Consider the following 13401-nt stretch of genomic DNA (forward strand, 5'->3'; position numbering starts at 1 on the left):
TTGACAGTTTAGCCGGCGATACGGGCGCGGTCCCCGAGGGACGGCGGCGGCCAGTTATCGAGTTGCATGCCCAGCGACAGCCCGTGCTCGGCCAGGGTGTCCTTGATCTCGTTGAGCGACTTCTTGCCGAGGTTCGGCGTCTTGAGCAGCTCAACCTCGGTGCGCTGGACCAGGTCGCCGACGTAGTGGATGCTCTCCGCCTTGAGGCAGTTGGCCGAGCGGACGGTGAGCTCCAGGTCGTCGATCGGGCGCAGCAGGACGGGATCGATCTCCGGCTCCTCCTGCTCTTCGCCGGCCTCCAGCAGCCCGCCTTCGAGGTCGATGAAGACCGAAAGCTGATCACGCAGCAGGCTGGCGGCGAACTTGACCGCCTCCTCGGGCGTGACCACGCCGTTGGTCTCGACATCGAGGACCAGCTTGTCGAGGTCGGTACGCTGCTCGACACGCGCACTCTCGACCGCGTACGAGACGCGGCGCACCGGGCTGAAGCTCGCATCCAGGGCCAGGTGGCCGATGGTGCGGGTGTCCTCTTCTTCGCGCGCGGTGACCGGCAGGTAGCCACGCCCCCGCTCGATCTTCAGCGACGCCTTGAACGGCTGCTCGTGCGTGATCGTAGCGATGTGAAGATCCGGGTTCTTGATCTCCACGTCGTGGTCGGTGGCGATGTCCGCCGCCGTCACGGCGCCTGGCCCCTGCTTCTCGACGCTGAGCGTCACCGAGTCGCGCTCGTTGAGCCGCACGGCGAGATCCTTGAGGTTGAGCAGGATATCCACGGTGTCTTCGTGGATGCCCTCGACCGCCGTGTACTCGTGCTGGACGCCCTCGATCTCCACCTCGGTGACCGCGGTCCCGGGCATCGACGAGAGCAGCAGCCGCCGCAGGGCGTTGCCCAGCGTGTGGCCAAAGCCCCGCTCCAGCGGCTCCAGGACGACCTTGGCACGGTTGTCCGAGAGCGGCTCGATCTCGACCGAGCGCGGCTTGAGAAAGTCCTTCAGGTACCCCTTCATGGACGACACCTTGCAGTTGCGGCTGTTACTTCGAGTACAGCTCGACGATCAGCGATTCGTTGATTTCCTGAGACAGATCGGCGCGGTCCGGGGCCTGCTTGAAGACGCCTTCCATCTTGGTGGCGTCGACGTCGACCCAGGGCGCCCAGCCGTTCTGCTGCGCCAGCTCGAGGGCGGCCTGAATGCGCAGCTGGCTCTTGGCCTTCTCCTTGACGGAGACGGTGTCGCCCGGCTTGACCTGGTACGACGGGATGTTAACCACCCGGCCGTTGACCAGGATGCCGCGGTGATTGACCAGCTGCCGCGCCTCCGCGCGGGTGCTGCCAAAACCCATCCGGTAGCAGACGTTGTCCAGGCGGCTCTCGAGCAGCTGCAGCAGCGCGGTGCCGGTGGCGTCCTTACGGCGGGCGGCTTCCTTGTAGTAGTTGCGGAACTGCCGCTCCATGATGCCGTACATGCGACGGACCTTCTGCTTCTCACGCAGCTGAAGGCCGTAGTCGGACATGCGGCCGCCGCGGCGCTGCCCGTGCTGCCCCGGTGGCTGCTCGAGCTTGCACTTGGTGTCGATGGACCGGACGCCGCTCTTCAGGAACAGGTCGGTTTTCTCGCGGCGCGCCAGTTTGCACTTGGGACCAATATACTTCGCCATGGCGAGCGCTTCCTCCTCAGACCCGCCGCTTCTTGGGCGGCCGGCAACCGTTGTGCGGGATGGGCGAGACGTCGGAAATGTTGGTGATCCGGTACCCGACCGCGTTGAGCGCACGCACGGCGGACTCGCGCCCGGGGCCAGGCCCCTTGACGCGAACCTCCAGGTTCTTGAGACCGTAATCCTGCGCGGCACGCGCGGCGGTCTCCGACGCCACCTGGGCAGCGAAGGGCGTGCTCTTGCGCGACCCCTTGAAGCCGCTGCCGCCGGCGCTCGCCCAGGACAACGCGTTGCCCTGCCGGTCGGTGATGGTGATCAGCGTGTTGTTGAAGGTCGCGTTGATGTGCGCGACACCATCACTGACTGTGCGCTTGACTTTCTTCTTGCCGCCACCGCGGCTGGATGCCTTCGCCATAGGTCTCTGTTCCCGTGTTCGCTCCGAACGCGGTGCCGATCCGGCCCACGCGTTGAATGTTGCCTACCCGATCAGCGGCTGGCGGGGCCCCGACGCGGACCCTTGCGCGTACGCGCGTTGGTCTGCGTCTGCTGCCCACGCACCGGCAGGCCGCGGCGGTGCCGCATGCCCCGGTAACAGCCGAGGTCCATCAGGCGCTTGATGTCCATCGCCACCGAGCGGCGCAGATCGCCCTCGATAACGTAGTTGCCGACTTCCTGCCGCAGCGCCTCGACCTCGGCGTCATTGAGATCGCGGACGCGCCGGTCATGCGGCACGCCGGCCGCCTCACAGATGCTCAGGGCACGCGTGCGGCCGATCCCGTAGATCGAGGTCAGCGCGACCCACGCGTGCTTGTGTGTCGGTATGTTGATTCCTGCAATTCGGGCCATGGGGCCAACTCTCCCGTGATTCGCGCTTGTTGGGTGCCGGGTCGATCCGCCGGTGCTCGCCGGTCCGGATTCAGCCCTGGCGTTGCTTGTGCCGCGCCTCCGTGCAGATGACCCGCACGGTCCCGCGCCGCTTCACGATCTTGCAGTTGCGGCAAATCCGCTTGACCGATGCCCTGACTTTCATGGTCGTCTCTCCAATACTCCGAGCGCGGCCGCTCACGGGCGACCCAAAGGCGCGAAAGGATACCAGTCCGCGCGCCCGGATGCCACCCCGCAGCCAGTTTTATCGATTCAGCGCAGCATCCCGCCGCCAGGCCGGGTGTGCCCCTTGAGGTTGGCCTTCTTCATCAGCGGCTCGTACTGGTGCGAGACCAGGTGCGACTGCAGCTGCGCCATGAAGTCCATGACCACGATGACGCTGATCAGCAGCGAGGTGCCGCCGAAGTAGAACGGCACGTTCCAGTACAGGATCAGGAACTCCGGCATCAGGCAGACGGCGGTGATGTAGAGCGCACCGACGAAAGTGAGCCGGCTCTGCACCTGATCGATGTACCGGGAGGTCTGCTCGCCGGGACGGATCCCGGGGATGAACGCCCCCGACTTCTTCAGGTTGTCGGCGGTGTCCCGCGAGTTGAACACCAGCGCCGTGTAGAAGAAGCAGAAGAAGATGATCGCCGCGGCGTAAAGCGCCACATAGATCGGCTGCCCCGGCGAGAGCGTCGCGGCGATGTCGCCGATAAAGCCCAGCCCCTCGGCATCGCCGAACCACTGCCCGACCGTGGCCGGGAAGAGAATGATGCTCGAGGCGAAGATCGGCGGGATCACGCCCGCCATGTTCAGCTTCAGCGGCAGGTGGCTCTGCTGCGCGGCGTACATCTTGCGCCCTTGCTGGCGCTTGGCGTACTGCACGGTGATCCGCCGCTGCCCCCGCTCGATGAAGACAATGAACGCGGTCACCGCCGCGGCCATGATCAGCAGCAGCAGGATCGTCGCGGTACCCAGCTCGCCGGTACGCTGCAGTTCGAGCGTGCCACCCAGCGCGCCGGGCAGGCCGGCGACGATGCCGGCGAAGATGATGATCGAGATACCGTTGCCGATGCCCCGCTCGGTGATCTGCTCACCAAGCCACATCAAGAAGATCACGCCGGTGGCCAGGGTCACCGTGGAGATAAATACAAACGCCGGCCCGGGCATGGCGGCCACACCCTGCCCCTGCAGCGCGATACTGATGCCGATGCCCTGGAAGGTGGCCAGCCCGAGCGTGCCGTAGCGCGTGTACTGCGTGATCTTGCGCCGGCCGGCCTCCCCCTCCTTCTTCAGCCGCTCGAGCGACGGCACCACCGCCGTGAGCAGCTGCATGATGATCGCCGCCGAGATATAGGGCATGACGCCGAGGGCGAAGATGGAGAGTCGCTCCAACGCCCCGCCGGCGAACATGTTGAACATCTCCAGGATGGTGCCGCGCTGCTGCTCGACCATCTGCTCGAGCGCCGCCGGATCGATACCCGGGATCGTGATGTGGGTACCGATGCGGTAGATGATCAGCGCGAGCAGTACGAAAAGCAGACGCTGACGAACCTCGGTGAGACGTCCCATCCCACCGAGGGCCCCTGCGGCACCACCTGGACGTCCCAACTTAACCCTCCTCGACGACTTGGCCGCCGGCCGCCTCGATCGCCTTGCGGGCGCCCTGGGTCACCTTGACGCCACGCACGGTCACTGCGCGGTCGATGGTGCCCGAGGCGATAACCTTGACGTAGCGCATGTTCTTGCGCACGACGCCGGCCTTGTGCAGCGCCGAAAGGTCCACCGTATCACCGTCGACGCGGGCGATCTCGTGGAGGCGAACCTCCGCGGTACGCAGGCTTTTCTGCGAGGAGAAGCCGTACTTCGGCACCCGGCGCTGCAGCGGCATCTGGCCGCCTTCGAAGCCGACCTTGTGGAAGCCGCCACTGCGGCTGTGCTGACCCTTGTGACCGCGACCGGCCGTCTTGCCCAGGCCGCTGCCCGCACCGCGTCCGGCGCGCTTGGCCTCCGGCCGGCTGCCCGGGCTCGGCAACAGTTGATTGAGCCGCATTTACGCCTCCTGAACTTCCAGCATATAGGACACCTTCCGGATCATTCCGCGATTCTCCGGGGTGTCGTCGACCAGGACGGTCTGGTGCATCCGGCGCAGGCCGAGGCCGCGCACGCACTGGCGGTGCTTCTGCAGCCGGCCGTGGACGCTGCGCCGCAGCGTTACCTGGAGCTTCTTCTGGTTAGCCATGATCAGCCCGTAATCTCTTCGACACTCTTGCCCCGCCGGGCAGCGACTGCCTCGGGGGAGTCCATCGAGGCCAGCCCGTCGACCGTGGCGCGCACCACGTTGATCGGGTTGCGCGAGCCGACCGACTTGGCCAGCACGTCCTGCACGCCGAGCACCTCGAAGACCGCGCGCATGGCGCCGCCGGCGATAATGCCGGTACCCGGCGAGGCCGGCTTCATGAAGACCTTGCTCGACCCGTGGAAGTGGGTCACCGGGTAGCGCAGGGTCGGGCCATCCAGCGGCACGGTGCGCATCCCGCCGCGCGCCCGCTCCATTGCCTTCTGGATCGCTGCGGGGACCTCGCGGGCCTTGCCGTAACCGAACCCGACTCGCCCCTCGCCGTCACCGACCACGGTCAGCGCCGTGAAGCCGAACTGGCGGCCGCCCTGGACCACCTTCGCCACGCGGTTGATCGTGATCAGCTTTTCGCGGAGCCCGTCCGCGCCGGTTTGTTCACCGTTCGCCATAGCTTCTTAGCCCCTAGCCTAAAACTTCAGTCCGGCTTCACGCGCGGCCTCGGCCAGCGCCTGCACGCGGCCGTGGTACTGGTAGCCGGCACGATCGAATGCCACCTGCTCGACGCCGGCCGCCTTGGCGCGCTCGGCGATCAGCCGACCCACCTCTTGGGCGGCGCTCACGTTGCCGGTCCCCTCGCTGCGCTGACGCAGGGAGGGCTCCACCGTGGAAGCAGCCGCCAGGGTCTTCGCGCCGTCCGGCTGCTGCACCTGTGCGTAGATATGGCGCGGCGTGCGGTGGACCGAGAGCCGGTAGGCACCGGCGTCGCGGATGCGCCCGCGGCTCTTGCGCGCGCGCCGCATGCGTGCTGTGTTCTTGTCCATCTTCGTCCCCACCGCCTACTTCTTCTTGGCTTCTTTGAGGACCACCCGCTCGTCGGCGTAGCGTACACCCTTGCCCTTGTAGGGCTCCGGCGGGCGATAGCCTCGGATCTGGGCGGCCACCTGGCCAACCTGCTGCTTGTCGGCGCCCTTGACCACGACCTCCGTCTGCGAGGGGCACTCGATCGTTACGCCCTCGGGGATCTCGTGGTACACCGGGTGCGAGAACCCGAGCGTGAGGTGCAGGGTGCTGCCCTGGACCTGCGCCCGGTACCCGACGCCCTTGAGTTCGAGGCGACGCTCGAATCCCTCGCTGACGCCGATCACCATGTTGCTCACCAGGGCCCGCGTCGTACCGGTCAGCGCCACCGCGCGGGTGCTCTGCTGCCGGGGCTCGAAGGTGAGCGTGCCGTCCTCCTGATTCAGAGAAACCAGGCGGTGGCAGCGCCACGCCATCTGGCCCTTGGGGCCCTTGACCTGAATGTCGTTACCCTGGAGCGTCACCTCCACGCCGGAGGGGACCTCCACGGGTGCCTTTGCGACTCTCGACATGATTGCCCGTCCTGTCTAGAAGACCCAGCAGAGTACCTCGCCGCCGTGCCCCTGCGCGCGGGCCTGACCATCGCTCATCACGCCCTTGGACGTGGAGATAATGGCGGTGCCCAGCCCGTTGCGCACGCGCGGCAGCTCGTCACGACCGCGGTAGACCCGCAGACCCGGCCGGCTGTAACGCTGGATTTCGCGGATTGCCGGCTGACCCTCGTGGTACCGGAGCGTGACCTCCAGGACCGGCTTTTTCTCTTCCCCGACCTCGCGGTAACCCTCGATGTAGCCCTCCTCTTGGAGGACGGCGGCAATCGCCCGCTTGAGCTTCGAGGACGGCATACGCACGTCCGCCTTCTCGGCGTGGTGCGCGTTCCGTACCCGGGTCAGCATGTCGGCAATGGGATCGGTCATGCTCATCGTCTATCCCCTTACCAGCTCGAGAGGGTCAGGCCCGGGATCTCGCCGTTCATGGCCGCCCGACGCAGCTCATTGCGGGCCAGCCCGAACTTGCGGTAATACCCCCGCGGCCGGCCCGACTTGGCGCAGCGGTTACGCTGGCGCACGGGGCTGGCGTTGCGCGGGATCTGCTGTAGCTTGAGCTGCGCTTCGAAGCGCTCCTCGACGCTCGACTCAGGGCTGTCGATAATCGCCTTGAGCCGCTCGCGCTTGGCAGCGTACTTCTGTGCCAGCTTGCGGCGCTTTCGGTCGCGCTCAACCATGGAGTTCTTGGCCATCTGCGCTGCTCCTCTGGACGTTAGGTCCGGAAGGGGAAGCCGAACCCTTCGAGCAGGGCCTTCCCTTCCGCGTCGGTGCGAGCGGTGGTGGACACCGTGATGTCCATGCCGCGCACCCGATCGATTTCGTCGTAGTCGATCTCCGGGAAGATCAGCTGCTCCCGGATACCGAGGTTGTAGTTACCGCGCCCGTCAAACGACCGCGGCGAGAACCCACGGAAGTCGCGGACCCGCGGGGCCGCCACGTGGATGAAGCGCTCGAGGAACTCGTACATCCGCTCGCGGCGCAGCGTGACCTTGCAGCCGATCGGCCAGCCCTCACGGATCTTGAAGCCCGCCACGGACTTGCGCGCCCGCGTGACGATCGGCTTCTGCCCGCTGATCTTGGCCAGGTCCTCCTGCGCGGCCTCCAGGATCTTCTTATCCTTGGTGGCCTCACCCAGCCCCATGTTGATCACGATCTTCTGCAGCTGGGGCACCTGCATCACGTTCTGGTACCCGAATCGCTCCTGCAGGGCCGGAGTGACCTCTTCCTGATAAAGCTTTCGCAACGTCGCCATTCCAGCCCCCTCAGGCGTCAATCAGCTGCTGGTTGGACTTGAAATAACGCACCTTGCGATCCCCCTCCCAGCGGACGCCGACGCGATCGGCCTGCTCCGTCTCGGGGTTGTAGATCGCCACATTCGAGATGTGGATCGGTGCCTCTTTCTCGATAATCCCGCCGGTGGTGCCCTGCATCGGGTTCCCGCGCGTGTGCCGCTTGACCATGTTGACGTTCTCGACGACAACGCGGTCCTTGTCGGGGATCACCCGGGACACCCGGCCACGACGCCCCTTGTCTTTTCCGGCGATGACGATGACCTCGTCGCCCGTACGAATCTTGCGCATGATGACCTCGCCTACAGTACTTCGGGCGCCAGGGAAATGATCCGCATGAAGCGCTCGTTGCGCAGCTCACGGGTCACCGGGCCAAAGACACGCGTGCCGATCGGCTGCAGATTGTTGTTCAGCAGCACCGCCGCGTTGCCGTCAAAACGGATCTTCGACCCGTCGGCCCGGCGCACGCCTCGCTTGCTGCGGACGACTACAGCGTTGTAGACCTCGCCCTTTTTGACGCGCCCCCGCGGGATCGCGTCCTTGACGCTGACCTTGACGATATCACCAATCCCCGCATAGCGGCGCTTGGAGCCGCCCAGCACCTTGATGCACTGCACCTGCCGGGCGCCGCTGTTGTCCGCCGCTTTGAGGAGGCTTTCCATCTGGATCATGACGCTTCACCCGCTCTTGTTCTTGCTCGCCCCCTTGCGGGGCACTTCCGCGCGCTTAGCTCGCGGCCCGCTCCAGCACCTTCACCAGCCGCCAGGTCTTGTTCTTCGACAGCGGACGGCACTCCTGGATGGAGACCCAGTCGCCTTCGCGCCCCTCGTTTTGCTCATCGTGGGCGTGGAGCTTGGTCGACCGCCGGATGAACTTGCCGTACAGCGGGTGCTTCACGCGGCGCTCGACCAGCACGGTGAGGGTCTTGTCCATCTTGTTGCTGACCACGCGCCCGTTCACGGTGCGGGTGTTTTTCTCTTCACTCATGCCTGCCGCTCCGCACGCTTACGCTCGTTGAGCACGGTCTTGATGCGCGCGACGTCGCGGCGCACCTTGCCGAGCTGATCGGTCCGGGCCAGCTGACCGCTGGCCTTCTGCATCCGCAGATTGAACTGTTCCTTGCGGCGCTCGAGCAGCTCGTTCTCGAGTTCCTCGGTTTTCTTTTCGCGCAGCTCGCTCGCCTTCATCACATCACCGTCCGGTTCACGAAGGTGGTCTTCACCGGCAGCTTCGCCGCCGCGCGCCGGAAGGCCTCGCGGGCGACTTCCTCGGACACGCCCTCGATCTCATAGAGGACGCGACCGGGCGCGATCGGCTCGCACCAGTGATCCACGTTGCCCTTGCCCTTGCCCATCCGGACCTCGAGCGGCTTTTCAGTGACCGGCTTATCCGGGAAGACCCGGATCCAGATCTTGCCGCCGCGGCGGATGTAGCGGTTGATCGCACGCCGCGCGGCCTCGATCTGCCGCGAGGTGATGGGTCCGCGAGTGGTTGCCTTGAGGCCGAACTCGCCGAAGCTCACGCGATCACCGCGGGTCGCGAGGCCCGAGCAGCGGCCCTTTTGCTTCTTGCGGTACTTGGTCCGTTTCGGCTGTAACATCGCTTACGCGCTCCCGTCCGCTCAGCCCTGGGCAGCCGCGGCGCGCTTGACGCGCTCGGCAGGGGCCCCTTCGTTGTCGGTGTCGATGATCTCGCCCTTGAAGATCCAGACCTTCACACCGATGACGCCGTACGTCGTCATCGCCTCGGCAAAGCCGTAGTCGATGTCGGCACGGAGGGTGTGCAGCGGCACGCGGCCCTCGCGATACCACTCGGTCCGGGCGATCTCGGAGCCGTTCAGCCGCCCCGAAACCTGCACCTTGATCCCCTGGGCGCCGACGCGCTGGGCGTTGCCGACAGCCCGCTTGAGGGCCCGCCGGAACATGACGCGGCGCTCCAGCTGCCCGGCGATGCCCTCGGCCACCAGGTTGGCGTCGGCCTCCGGCTTGCGGATCTCCTCGATATTGATGTGCACCGGCACGCCCATCCGGGCCGCCACCTCACCGCGAAGCCGATCGATGTCCTCACCCTTCTTGCCGATCACGATGCCCGGGCGGGCGGTATGGATCGTAACCAGGGCGTTCTTCGCCGGGCGCTCGATCTGGATGCGACTCACGGAGGCGTTCTTCAGGCGCTCACGAATGAACTCCCGCACCTCCAGGTCGGTGTTGAGGTACTTGCCGAAGTTCGCGCTATCGGCGTACCACATGGAACGCCAGTCTTCGGTGACGCCCAGCCTAAACCCCGTGGGATGGGTCTTGTTTCCCATGCCGGCCTCTCTCGCTTGATCCGCTTCAGTCCTCGGCGACCGCCACGGTAATGTGGCTGGTCCGCTTGAGGATTCGGTTGGCACGCCCTTTGGCGCGCGGCTGAATTCGCTTCATCGTCGGGCCCTCATCGACCATGATCCGCGCTACGCGCAGCTCGTCGATGTCGGCACCATCATTGTGCTCTGCGTTCGCAACCGCCGACTCGAGCACCTTGCGCACGATCTCCGCGGCCTTGCGCGGGCTGTACTCGAGGGTCCGCAGCGCGTCGTCCACCGGCAGCCCGCGAATCTGATCGGCAACAAGCCGGGCCTTTTGCGGCGAGACACGCGAGAAACGCAGTTTTGCTTGGGTCTCCATGGCGCGCTCCCGTTATCGCTTCGACTTCTTGTCCGCGGCGTGGCCGCGGAAGGTACGCGTCGCCGCAAACTCGCCCAGCTTGTGGCCAACCATGTTCTCGTTGATCAGCACGGGAACATGCTGGCGCCCGTTGTGGATGGCGATGGTGAGCCCGACCATATCCGGCATCACCACCGAGCGACGCGACCAGGTCTTGATCGGCCGCTTGCTGTTGTTGGCATTCGCCTCTTCCACCTTCTTCAGCAGGTGGTGGTCGATGAACGGCCCTTTCTTGGTCGAGCGTGGCACGATTCTTTACCCCTCAACGCTTCCGTCGGCGCACGATGTACTTATCGGTGCGCTTGTTCTTGCGGGTCTTATGCCCCTTGGTGGGCATACCCCACGGCGAGACCGGGTGACGCCCGCCTGCGGTGCGGCCCTCGCCGCCGCCGTGCGGGTGATCAACCGGGTTCATGGCGACACCACGGACGGTCGGACGCACGCCCAGGTGGCGCTTGGCGCCCGCCTTGCCGAGGTTGCGCAGGCTGTGCTCGGCGTTACCAACCTCGCCCACCGTCGCCATGCAGTCGGCGGGAACGCGGCGCATCTCGCCTGAGCGAAGGCGCAGGGTCGCCATACCGCTTTCGCGGGCGACGATCTGCACGCTGGCACCGGCTGAGCGGGCGAGCTGCGCCCCCTTACCGGGCTTGAGCTCGACGCAGTGCACCTGCGTACCGACCGGGATGTTGCGCAGCGGCAGGGCGTTGCCCGGCTTGATGGCGGCGTCGCGCCCGCTCTGGATCGGCGAGCCAGGTTCAACGCCACGAGGCGCGATAATATACCTTCTCTCGCCGTCTTGATAAAGGACCAGAGCGATATTCGCGGAACGATTCGGGTCGTACTCGAGTCGTTCGACCTTGCCCGGCACCCCGGTTTTGTTCCGCTTGAAGTCAATCAGGCGGTAGCGCTGCTTGTGACCGCCGCCACGATGGCGCGTGGTGATGCGGCCGTCGCTGTTGCGCCCGCCGGACTTGGTCTTTTGCACCACCAAGGGCTCATAAGGCCCACCCTGGTGCAGCCGGGCGTCTTTCGTCTTGACGACGAAGCGCCGGCCCGGAGACGTCGGCTTGCTCTTGACTAGTGCCATGACTGGCTCTCCTTACTCCCCACCGAGGAAGTCGATGTCCTGTCCCTCGGCGAGGGTGACGTATGCCTTCTTCCAATCCCGGCGGCGGCCACGGATCATGCCGAAGCGCTTGCGCTTGCCCTTGGCGTTGACCGTGCGCACGCCGGTGACCTGCACATCGAACAGCTTTTCGACGGCGGCCTTGATTTCCTTCTTGTTGGCGTCGGGCGCCACCTGGAAGACCACCTGGCCGGCGCCGTCGGCGATGACCGTGCTCTTCTCGGAGATGTGCGGGCCACGAAGCACGGTATAGAGTCTTTCCTGGTTCATGACAGCCACTCCTCGACACGGCGGATGGCGGACTCGGTGATCACCACCCGCTCGGCGCCGACCAAGCTCGCCGGATCGACGCCGGCGGCGTCAACCACGCCCAGGCGCGGCAGGTTACGGGCGGCAAGTTCGAGGTTGGTGTCGATCTCGTCGACCACGATCAACCCCTCGCTCACGCCGAGCCCGTCCAGGCGCGCCTTGAGCGCCTGGGTCTTGGGCGCGTCGACCGTCAGCTGCTGGACGACCACCAGGCGGTCCTGGCGGGCCAGCTCGGACAGGATCGAGCGCATGGCGCCGCGGTACATCTTGCGGTTGACCTTCTGCGAGAAGTCCCGCGGTTTAGCCGCGAAGGTCTGGCCGCCGCCGCGCCACAGCGGGCTGCGGATGGTGCCGGCACGCGCGTTGCCCGTGCCTTTCTGACGCCAGGGCTTCTTGCCACCGCCGGCGACCTCGCTGCGCGTCTTCTGTGCCTTGGTCCCGGCACGCGCCCCGGCGAGGTGGGCGGTAACCACCTGGTGGACGAGCGATTCGCGGAACGGCGCGTCGAAGGTCTGATCCGAGACCTCGAGCTGGCCTGCCGCTTCGCCCTTTTCGTTACTGAGCTTGAGCTCCATGGCTCCCCCTGTCACCTCTTACGCCTTGCTCGCCGGACGGACGATCAGGTCGCTGCCGACGGCCCCGGGGACAGCACCCCGGATGAGCAGCAGGTTGCGCTCGCTATCCACGCGCACGACCTCCAGGTTCTGGACGGTGGCGCGCCGATTGCCCATCTGCCCGGCCATCTTCTTGCCCTTGAACACGCGCCCGGGGCTCTGGCACTGGCCGATGGAGCCCGGGACCCGGTGCGACTTCGAGTTGCCGTGGGTGTTGCGCTGGGCCCGGAAGTTATGCCGACGCACCGTACCCGCGAAGCCGCGGCCCTTGCTGGTGCCGGTGACGTCGACCTTCTGGCCGGCCTCGAAGCTGCCCACTTCGATGGAGGCACCGGCCTCCGGCAGCTCCTCGTCCGTGGCGCGCTGGCCCTTGTCCAGCCGGAACTCCCACACGCCGCGGCCGGCCTCGACCCCGGCGCGGGCGAAATGCCCCGCCTCGGGCTTGCGCACGCGCTGCGGCTTGCGCCGGCCGGCGGTCACCTGCACGGCGCGGTAGCCGTCACTCTCCTCGGTCTTCACCTGGGTGACGCGATTCGGGTCCGCCTCGACGACGGTCACCGGGATCGAGCCCCCTTCTTCGGTAAAAACACGCGTCATGCCGCGCTTGCGACCGACGATTCCAATTGCCATCGTCCGCGTCTCCTCAAAATCTCTCTGCCCGGATCTAGCTCACCGGGAACGAATAGACTCCGGCGGGCGCACGGCGCGCAGCCCCTGCGGGGCGGCCCGCCGCTTGCCGGCCGGAGCGCCGGTCACCGCCGGTCGTTGTCGATACGGCGGCTCGACGTGTCAGTAGAGCTTGATCTGAACGTCGACACCGGCGGCCAGGTCGAGCTTCATCAGCGCGTCGACCGTCTTGTCCGTCGGGTCGATGATGTCCATCAGCCGCTTGTGGGTGCGGATCTCGTACTGGTCCCGCGCGTCCTTATTGACGTGCGGCGAGGTCAGCACGGTAAACCGCTCCTTCTTGACCGGAAGCGGGATGGGGCCACAGACGTGGGCCCCGGTCCGCTTCGCGGTATCCACGATTTCCCGGGCGGACTGATCGATCAGACGGTGATCGAACGCCTTCAGCCGGATCCGGATACGCTGGTTCTGTGTTGCCGCTGCGGTCGCCATGGCTACTTTAC

Annotated in this window: 27 protein-coding genes; all 27 read right to left on the reverse strand. The window is 66.2% G+C overall.

The features are described from left to right. Positions 1 to 8 precede the first annotated feature (8 nt). The gene (locus LRA98_RS10130; protein WP_201169176.1) at positions 9 to 1007 is read right to left on the reverse strand and encodes a DNA-directed RNA polymerase subunit alpha; all 999 of its coding nucleotides are present in this window, start codon (positions 1005 to 1007) and stop codon (positions 9 to 11) included. A 25-nt stretch (positions 1008 to 1032) separates the two neighbouring features. Beyond that, entirely contained in the window at positions 1033 to 1656 is a 624-nt protein-coding gene (gene rpsD / locus LRA98_RS10135; RefSeq protein WP_201169178.1) for a 30S ribosomal protein S4, read from the reverse strand. Positions 1657 to 1672: 16 nt separating this feature from the next. Further along, complete coding sequence (gene rpsK / locus LRA98_RS10140) at positions 1673 to 2068, reverse strand: 30S ribosomal protein S11 (protein ID WP_201169181.1); 396 nt, start codon at positions 2066 to 2068, stop codon at positions 1673 to 1675. Between the two features lie 71 nt (positions 2069 to 2139). Beyond that, positions 2140 to 2499 (reverse strand): 30S ribosomal protein S13, encoded by a 360-nt coding sequence (rpsM, locus tag LRA98_RS10145; RefSeq protein ID WP_201169184.1) that lies wholly within the window; start codon positions 2497 to 2499, stop codon positions 2140 to 2142. A gap of 70 nt (positions 2500 to 2569) precedes the next feature. Then, complete coding sequence (gene rpmJ / locus LRA98_RS10150) at positions 2570 to 2683, reverse strand: 50S ribosomal protein L36 (RefSeq protein WP_201169187.1); 114 nt, start codon at positions 2681 to 2683, stop codon at positions 2570 to 2572. 107 nt (positions 2684 to 2790) lie between these two features. Next, positions 2791 to 4095, reverse strand: a complete 1305-nt coding sequence (gene secY / locus LRA98_RS10155; RefSeq protein ID WP_201169190.1) for a preprotein translocase subunit SecY — start codon at positions 4093 to 4095, stop codon at positions 2791 to 2793. A gap of 40 nt (positions 4096 to 4135) precedes the next feature. Further along, entirely contained in the window at positions 4136 to 4576 is a 441-nt protein-coding gene (rplO, locus tag LRA98_RS10160) for a 50S ribosomal protein L15 (RefSeq protein WP_238633994.1), read from the reverse strand. Next, the gene (gene rpmD, locus LRA98_RS10165) at positions 4577 to 4765 is read right to left on the reverse strand and encodes a 50S ribosomal protein L30 (protein WP_011813639.1); all 189 of its coding nucleotides are present in this window, start codon (positions 4763 to 4765) and stop codon (positions 4577 to 4579) included. 2 nt (positions 4766 to 4767) lie between these two features. Beyond that, positions 4768 to 5271 (reverse strand): 30S ribosomal protein S5, encoded by a 504-nt coding sequence (gene rpsE / locus LRA98_RS10170; RefSeq protein WP_011813640.1) that lies wholly within the window; start codon positions 5269 to 5271, stop codon positions 4768 to 4770. Between the two features lie 18 nt (positions 5272 to 5289). Continuing rightward, positions 5290 to 5643 (reverse strand): 50S ribosomal protein L18, encoded by a 354-nt coding sequence (gene rplR, locus LRA98_RS10175; protein WP_201169196.1) that lies wholly within the window; start codon positions 5641 to 5643, stop codon positions 5290 to 5292. Positions 5644 to 5658: 15 nt separating this feature from the next. After that, a complete protein-coding gene (gene rplF, locus LRA98_RS10180) occupies positions 5659 to 6192 on the reverse strand; it encodes a 50S ribosomal protein L6 (protein ID WP_238633995.1) in 534 nt (177 codons plus the stop codon). A gap of 15 nt (positions 6193 to 6207) precedes the next feature. After that, positions 6208 to 6603, reverse strand: coding sequence for a 30S ribosomal protein S8 (gene rpsH, locus LRA98_RS10185; protein ID WP_011813643.1), 396 nt, complete (start codon positions 6601 to 6603; stop codon positions 6208 to 6210). 11 nt (positions 6604 to 6614) lie between these two features. Continuing rightward, on the reverse strand, positions 6615 to 6920 hold the full coding sequence (gene rpsN / locus LRA98_RS10190) for a 30S ribosomal protein S14 (protein WP_201169201.1): 306 nt from the start codon (positions 6918 to 6920) through the stop codon (positions 6615 to 6617). Positions 6921 to 6940: 20 nt separating this feature from the next. Next, positions 6941 to 7480, reverse strand: a complete 540-nt coding sequence (rplE, locus tag LRA98_RS10195; protein WP_201169204.1) for a 50S ribosomal protein L5 — start codon at positions 7478 to 7480, stop codon at positions 6941 to 6943. Positions 7481 to 7490: 10 nt separating this feature from the next. Then, positions 7491 to 7808 (reverse strand): 50S ribosomal protein L24, encoded by a 318-nt coding sequence (gene rplX, locus LRA98_RS10200; RefSeq protein ID WP_201169206.1) that lies wholly within the window; start codon positions 7806 to 7808, stop codon positions 7491 to 7493. Positions 7809 to 7819: 11 nt separating this feature from the next. After that, entirely contained in the window at positions 7820 to 8188 is a 369-nt protein-coding gene (gene rplN / locus LRA98_RS10205; protein WP_201169208.1) for a 50S ribosomal protein L14, read from the reverse strand. Between the two features lie 55 nt (positions 8189 to 8243). Further along, positions 8244 to 8504 (reverse strand): 30S ribosomal protein S17, encoded by a 261-nt coding sequence (rpsQ, locus tag LRA98_RS10210; RefSeq protein WP_201169211.1) that lies wholly within the window; start codon positions 8502 to 8504, stop codon positions 8244 to 8246. Beyond that, positions 8501 to 8704: a 50S ribosomal protein L29 gene (gene rpmC, locus LRA98_RS10215; protein ID WP_011813649.1), complete on the reverse strand. Its 204-nt coding sequence runs from the start codon at positions 8702 to 8704 to the stop codon at positions 8501 to 8503. Before rpmC ends, rpsQ begins: the two co-directional genes overlap by 4 nt. Continuing rightward, positions 8704 to 9117, reverse strand: coding sequence for a 50S ribosomal protein L16 (rplP, locus tag LRA98_RS10220; RefSeq protein WP_201169213.1), 414 nt, complete (start codon positions 9115 to 9117; stop codon positions 8704 to 8706). The genes rpmC and rplP overlap by 1 nt, the downstream gene beginning before the upstream one ends. A 21-nt stretch (positions 9118 to 9138) precedes the next feature. Then, positions 9139 to 9825 (reverse strand): 30S ribosomal protein S3, encoded by a 687-nt coding sequence (rpsC, locus tag LRA98_RS10225; RefSeq protein WP_201169217.1) that lies wholly within the window; start codon positions 9823 to 9825, stop codon positions 9139 to 9141. Positions 9826 to 9850: 25 nt separating this feature from the next. Then, positions 9851 to 10183, reverse strand: coding sequence for a 50S ribosomal protein L22 (gene rplV / locus LRA98_RS10230; RefSeq protein ID WP_201169229.1), 333 nt, complete (start codon positions 10181 to 10183; stop codon positions 9851 to 9853). A 12-nt stretch (positions 10184 to 10195) separates the two neighbouring features. Next, complete coding sequence (rpsS, locus tag LRA98_RS10235) at positions 10196 to 10471, reverse strand: 30S ribosomal protein S19 (protein ID WP_201169231.1); 276 nt, start codon at positions 10469 to 10471, stop codon at positions 10196 to 10198. Positions 10472 to 10484: 13 nt separating this feature from the next. Further along, positions 10485 to 11309, reverse strand: a complete 825-nt coding sequence (gene rplB, locus LRA98_RS10240) for a 50S ribosomal protein L2 (protein WP_201169233.1) — start codon at positions 11307 to 11309, stop codon at positions 10485 to 10487. Positions 11310 to 11321: 12 nt separating this feature from the next. After that, a complete protein-coding gene (gene rplW, locus LRA98_RS10245; protein ID WP_011813655.1) occupies positions 11322 to 11618 on the reverse strand; it encodes a 50S ribosomal protein L23 in 297 nt (98 codons plus the stop codon). After that, positions 11615 to 12232, reverse strand: coding sequence for a 50S ribosomal protein L4 (rplD, locus tag LRA98_RS10250; protein WP_201241653.1), 618 nt, complete (start codon positions 12230 to 12232; stop codon positions 11615 to 11617). The genes rplW and rplD overlap by 4 nt, the downstream gene beginning before the upstream one ends. Positions 12233 to 12250: 18 nt before the next feature. Beyond that, positions 12251 to 12901 carry a 50S ribosomal protein L3 gene (gene rplC / locus LRA98_RS10255; RefSeq protein ID WP_201169236.1) on the reverse strand — a complete coding sequence of 217 codons (651 nt, stop codon included), beginning with the start codon at positions 12899 to 12901 and terminating at the stop codon, positions 12251 to 12253. Positions 12902 to 13060: 159 nt separating this feature from the next. Then, on the reverse strand, positions 13061 to 13390 hold the full coding sequence (gene rpsJ, locus LRA98_RS10260) for a 30S ribosomal protein S10 (RefSeq protein ID WP_011813658.1): 330 nt from the start codon (positions 13388 to 13390) through the stop codon (positions 13061 to 13063). Positions 13391 to 13401 lie beyond the last annotated feature (11 nt).

Origin of the sequence: Halorhodospira sp. M38, assembly GCF_022227985.1 — a bacterium.
In the GTDB taxonomy this organism is placed as follows: Bacteria; Pseudomonadota; Gammaproteobacteria; order Nitrococcales; family Halorhodospiraceae; genus Halorhodospira; species Halorhodospira halophila_A.

What these genes read in the sequence shown, in the direction of transcription:
- LRA98_RS10130 (WP_201169176.1), bottom strand. Translation starts at nt 1,007, where the DNA reads ATGAAGGGGTACCTGAAGGACTTTCTCAAGCCGCGCTCGGTCGAGATC.
- rpsD (WP_201169178.1), bottom strand. Translation starts at nt 1,656, where the DNA reads ATGGCGAAGTATATTGGTCCCAAGTGCAAACTGGCGCGCCGCGAGAAA.
- rpsK (WP_201169181.1), bottom strand. Translation starts at nt 2,068, where the DNA reads ATGGCGAAGGCATCCAGCCGCGGTGGCGGCAAGAAGAAAGTCAAGCGC.
- rpsM (WP_201169184.1), bottom strand. Translation starts at nt 2,499, where the DNA reads ATGGCCCGAATTGCAGGAATCAACATACCGACACACAAGCACGCGTGG.
- rpmJ (WP_201169187.1), bottom strand. Translation starts at nt 2,683, where the DNA reads ATGAAAGTCAGGGCATCGGTCAAGCGGATTTGCCGCAACTGCAAGATC.
- secY (WP_201169190.1), bottom strand. Translation starts at nt 4,095, where the DNA reads ATGGGACGTCTCACCGAGGTTCGTCAGCGTCTGCTTTTCGTACTGCTC.
- rplO (WP_238633994.1), bottom strand. Translation starts at nt 4,576, where the DNA reads ATGCGGCTCAATCAACTGTTGCCGAGCCCGGGCAGCCGGCCGGAGGCC.
- rpmD (WP_011813639.1), bottom strand. Translation starts at nt 4,765, where the DNA reads ATGGCTAACCAGAAGAAGCTCCAGGTAACGCTGCGGCGCAGCGTCCAC.
- rpsE (WP_011813640.1), bottom strand. Translation starts at nt 5,271, where the DNA reads ATGGCGAACGGTGAACAAACCGGCGCGGACGGGCTCCGCGAAAAGCTG.
- rplR (WP_201169196.1), bottom strand. Translation starts at nt 5,643, where the DNA reads ATGGACAAGAACACAGCACGCATGCGGCGCGCGCGCAAGAGCCGCGGG.
- rplF (WP_238633995.1), bottom strand. Translation starts at nt 6,192, where the DNA reads ATGTCGAGAGTCGCAAAGGCACCCGTGGAGGTCCCCTCCGGCGTGGAG.
- rpsH (WP_011813643.1), bottom strand. Translation starts at nt 6,603, where the DNA reads ATGAGCATGACCGATCCCATTGCCGACATGCTGACCCGGGTACGGAAC.
- rpsN (WP_201169201.1), bottom strand. Translation starts at nt 6,920, where the DNA reads ATGGCCAAGAACTCCATGGTTGAGCGCGACCGAAAGCGCCGCAAGCTG.
- rplE (WP_201169204.1), bottom strand. Translation starts at nt 7,480, where the DNA reads ATGGCGACGTTGCGAAAGCTTTATCAGGAAGAGGTCACTCCGGCCCTG.
- rplX (WP_201169206.1), bottom strand. Translation starts at nt 7,808, where the DNA reads ATGCGCAAGATTCGTACGGGCGACGAGGTCATCGTCATCGCCGGAAAA.
- rplN (WP_201169208.1), bottom strand. Translation starts at nt 8,188, where the DNA reads ATGATCCAGATGGAAAGCCTCCTCAAAGCGGCGGACAACAGCGGCGCC.
- rpsQ (WP_201169211.1), bottom strand. Translation starts at nt 8,504, where the DNA reads ATGAGTGAAGAGAAAAACACCCGCACCGTGAACGGGCGCGTGGTCAGC.
- rpmC (WP_011813649.1), bottom strand. Translation starts at nt 8,704, where the DNA reads ATGAAGGCGAGCGAGCTGCGCGAAAAGAAAACCGAGGAACTCGAGAAC.
- rplP (WP_201169213.1), bottom strand. Translation starts at nt 9,117, where the DNA reads ATGTTACAGCCGAAACGGACCAAGTACCGCAAGAAGCAAAAGGGCCGC.
- rpsC (WP_201169217.1), bottom strand. Translation starts at nt 9,825, where the DNA reads ATGGGAAACAAGACCCATCCCACGGGGTTTAGGCTGGGCGTCACCGAA.
- rplV (WP_201169229.1), bottom strand. Translation starts at nt 10,183, where the DNA reads ATGGAGACCCAAGCAAAACTGCGTTTCTCGCGTGTCTCGCCGCAAAAG.
- rplB (WP_201169233.1), bottom strand. Translation starts at nt 11,309, where the DNA reads ATGGCACTAGTCAAGAGCAAGCCGACGTCTCCGGGCCGGCGCTTCGTC.
- rplW (WP_011813655.1), bottom strand. Translation starts at nt 11,618, where the DNA reads ATGAACCAGGAAAGACTCTATACCGTGCTTCGTGGCCCGCACATCTCC.
- rplD (WP_201241653.1), bottom strand. Translation starts at nt 12,232, where the DNA reads ATGGAGCTCAAGCTCAGTAACGAAAAGGGCGAAGCGGCAGGCCAGCTC.
- rplC (WP_201169236.1), bottom strand. Translation starts at nt 12,901, where the DNA reads ATGGCAATTGGAATCGTCGGTCGCAAGCGCGGCATGACGCGTGTTTTT.
- rpsJ (WP_011813658.1), bottom strand. Translation starts at nt 13,390, where the DNA reads ATGGCGACCGCAGCGGCAACACAGAACCAGCGTATCCGGATCCGGCTG.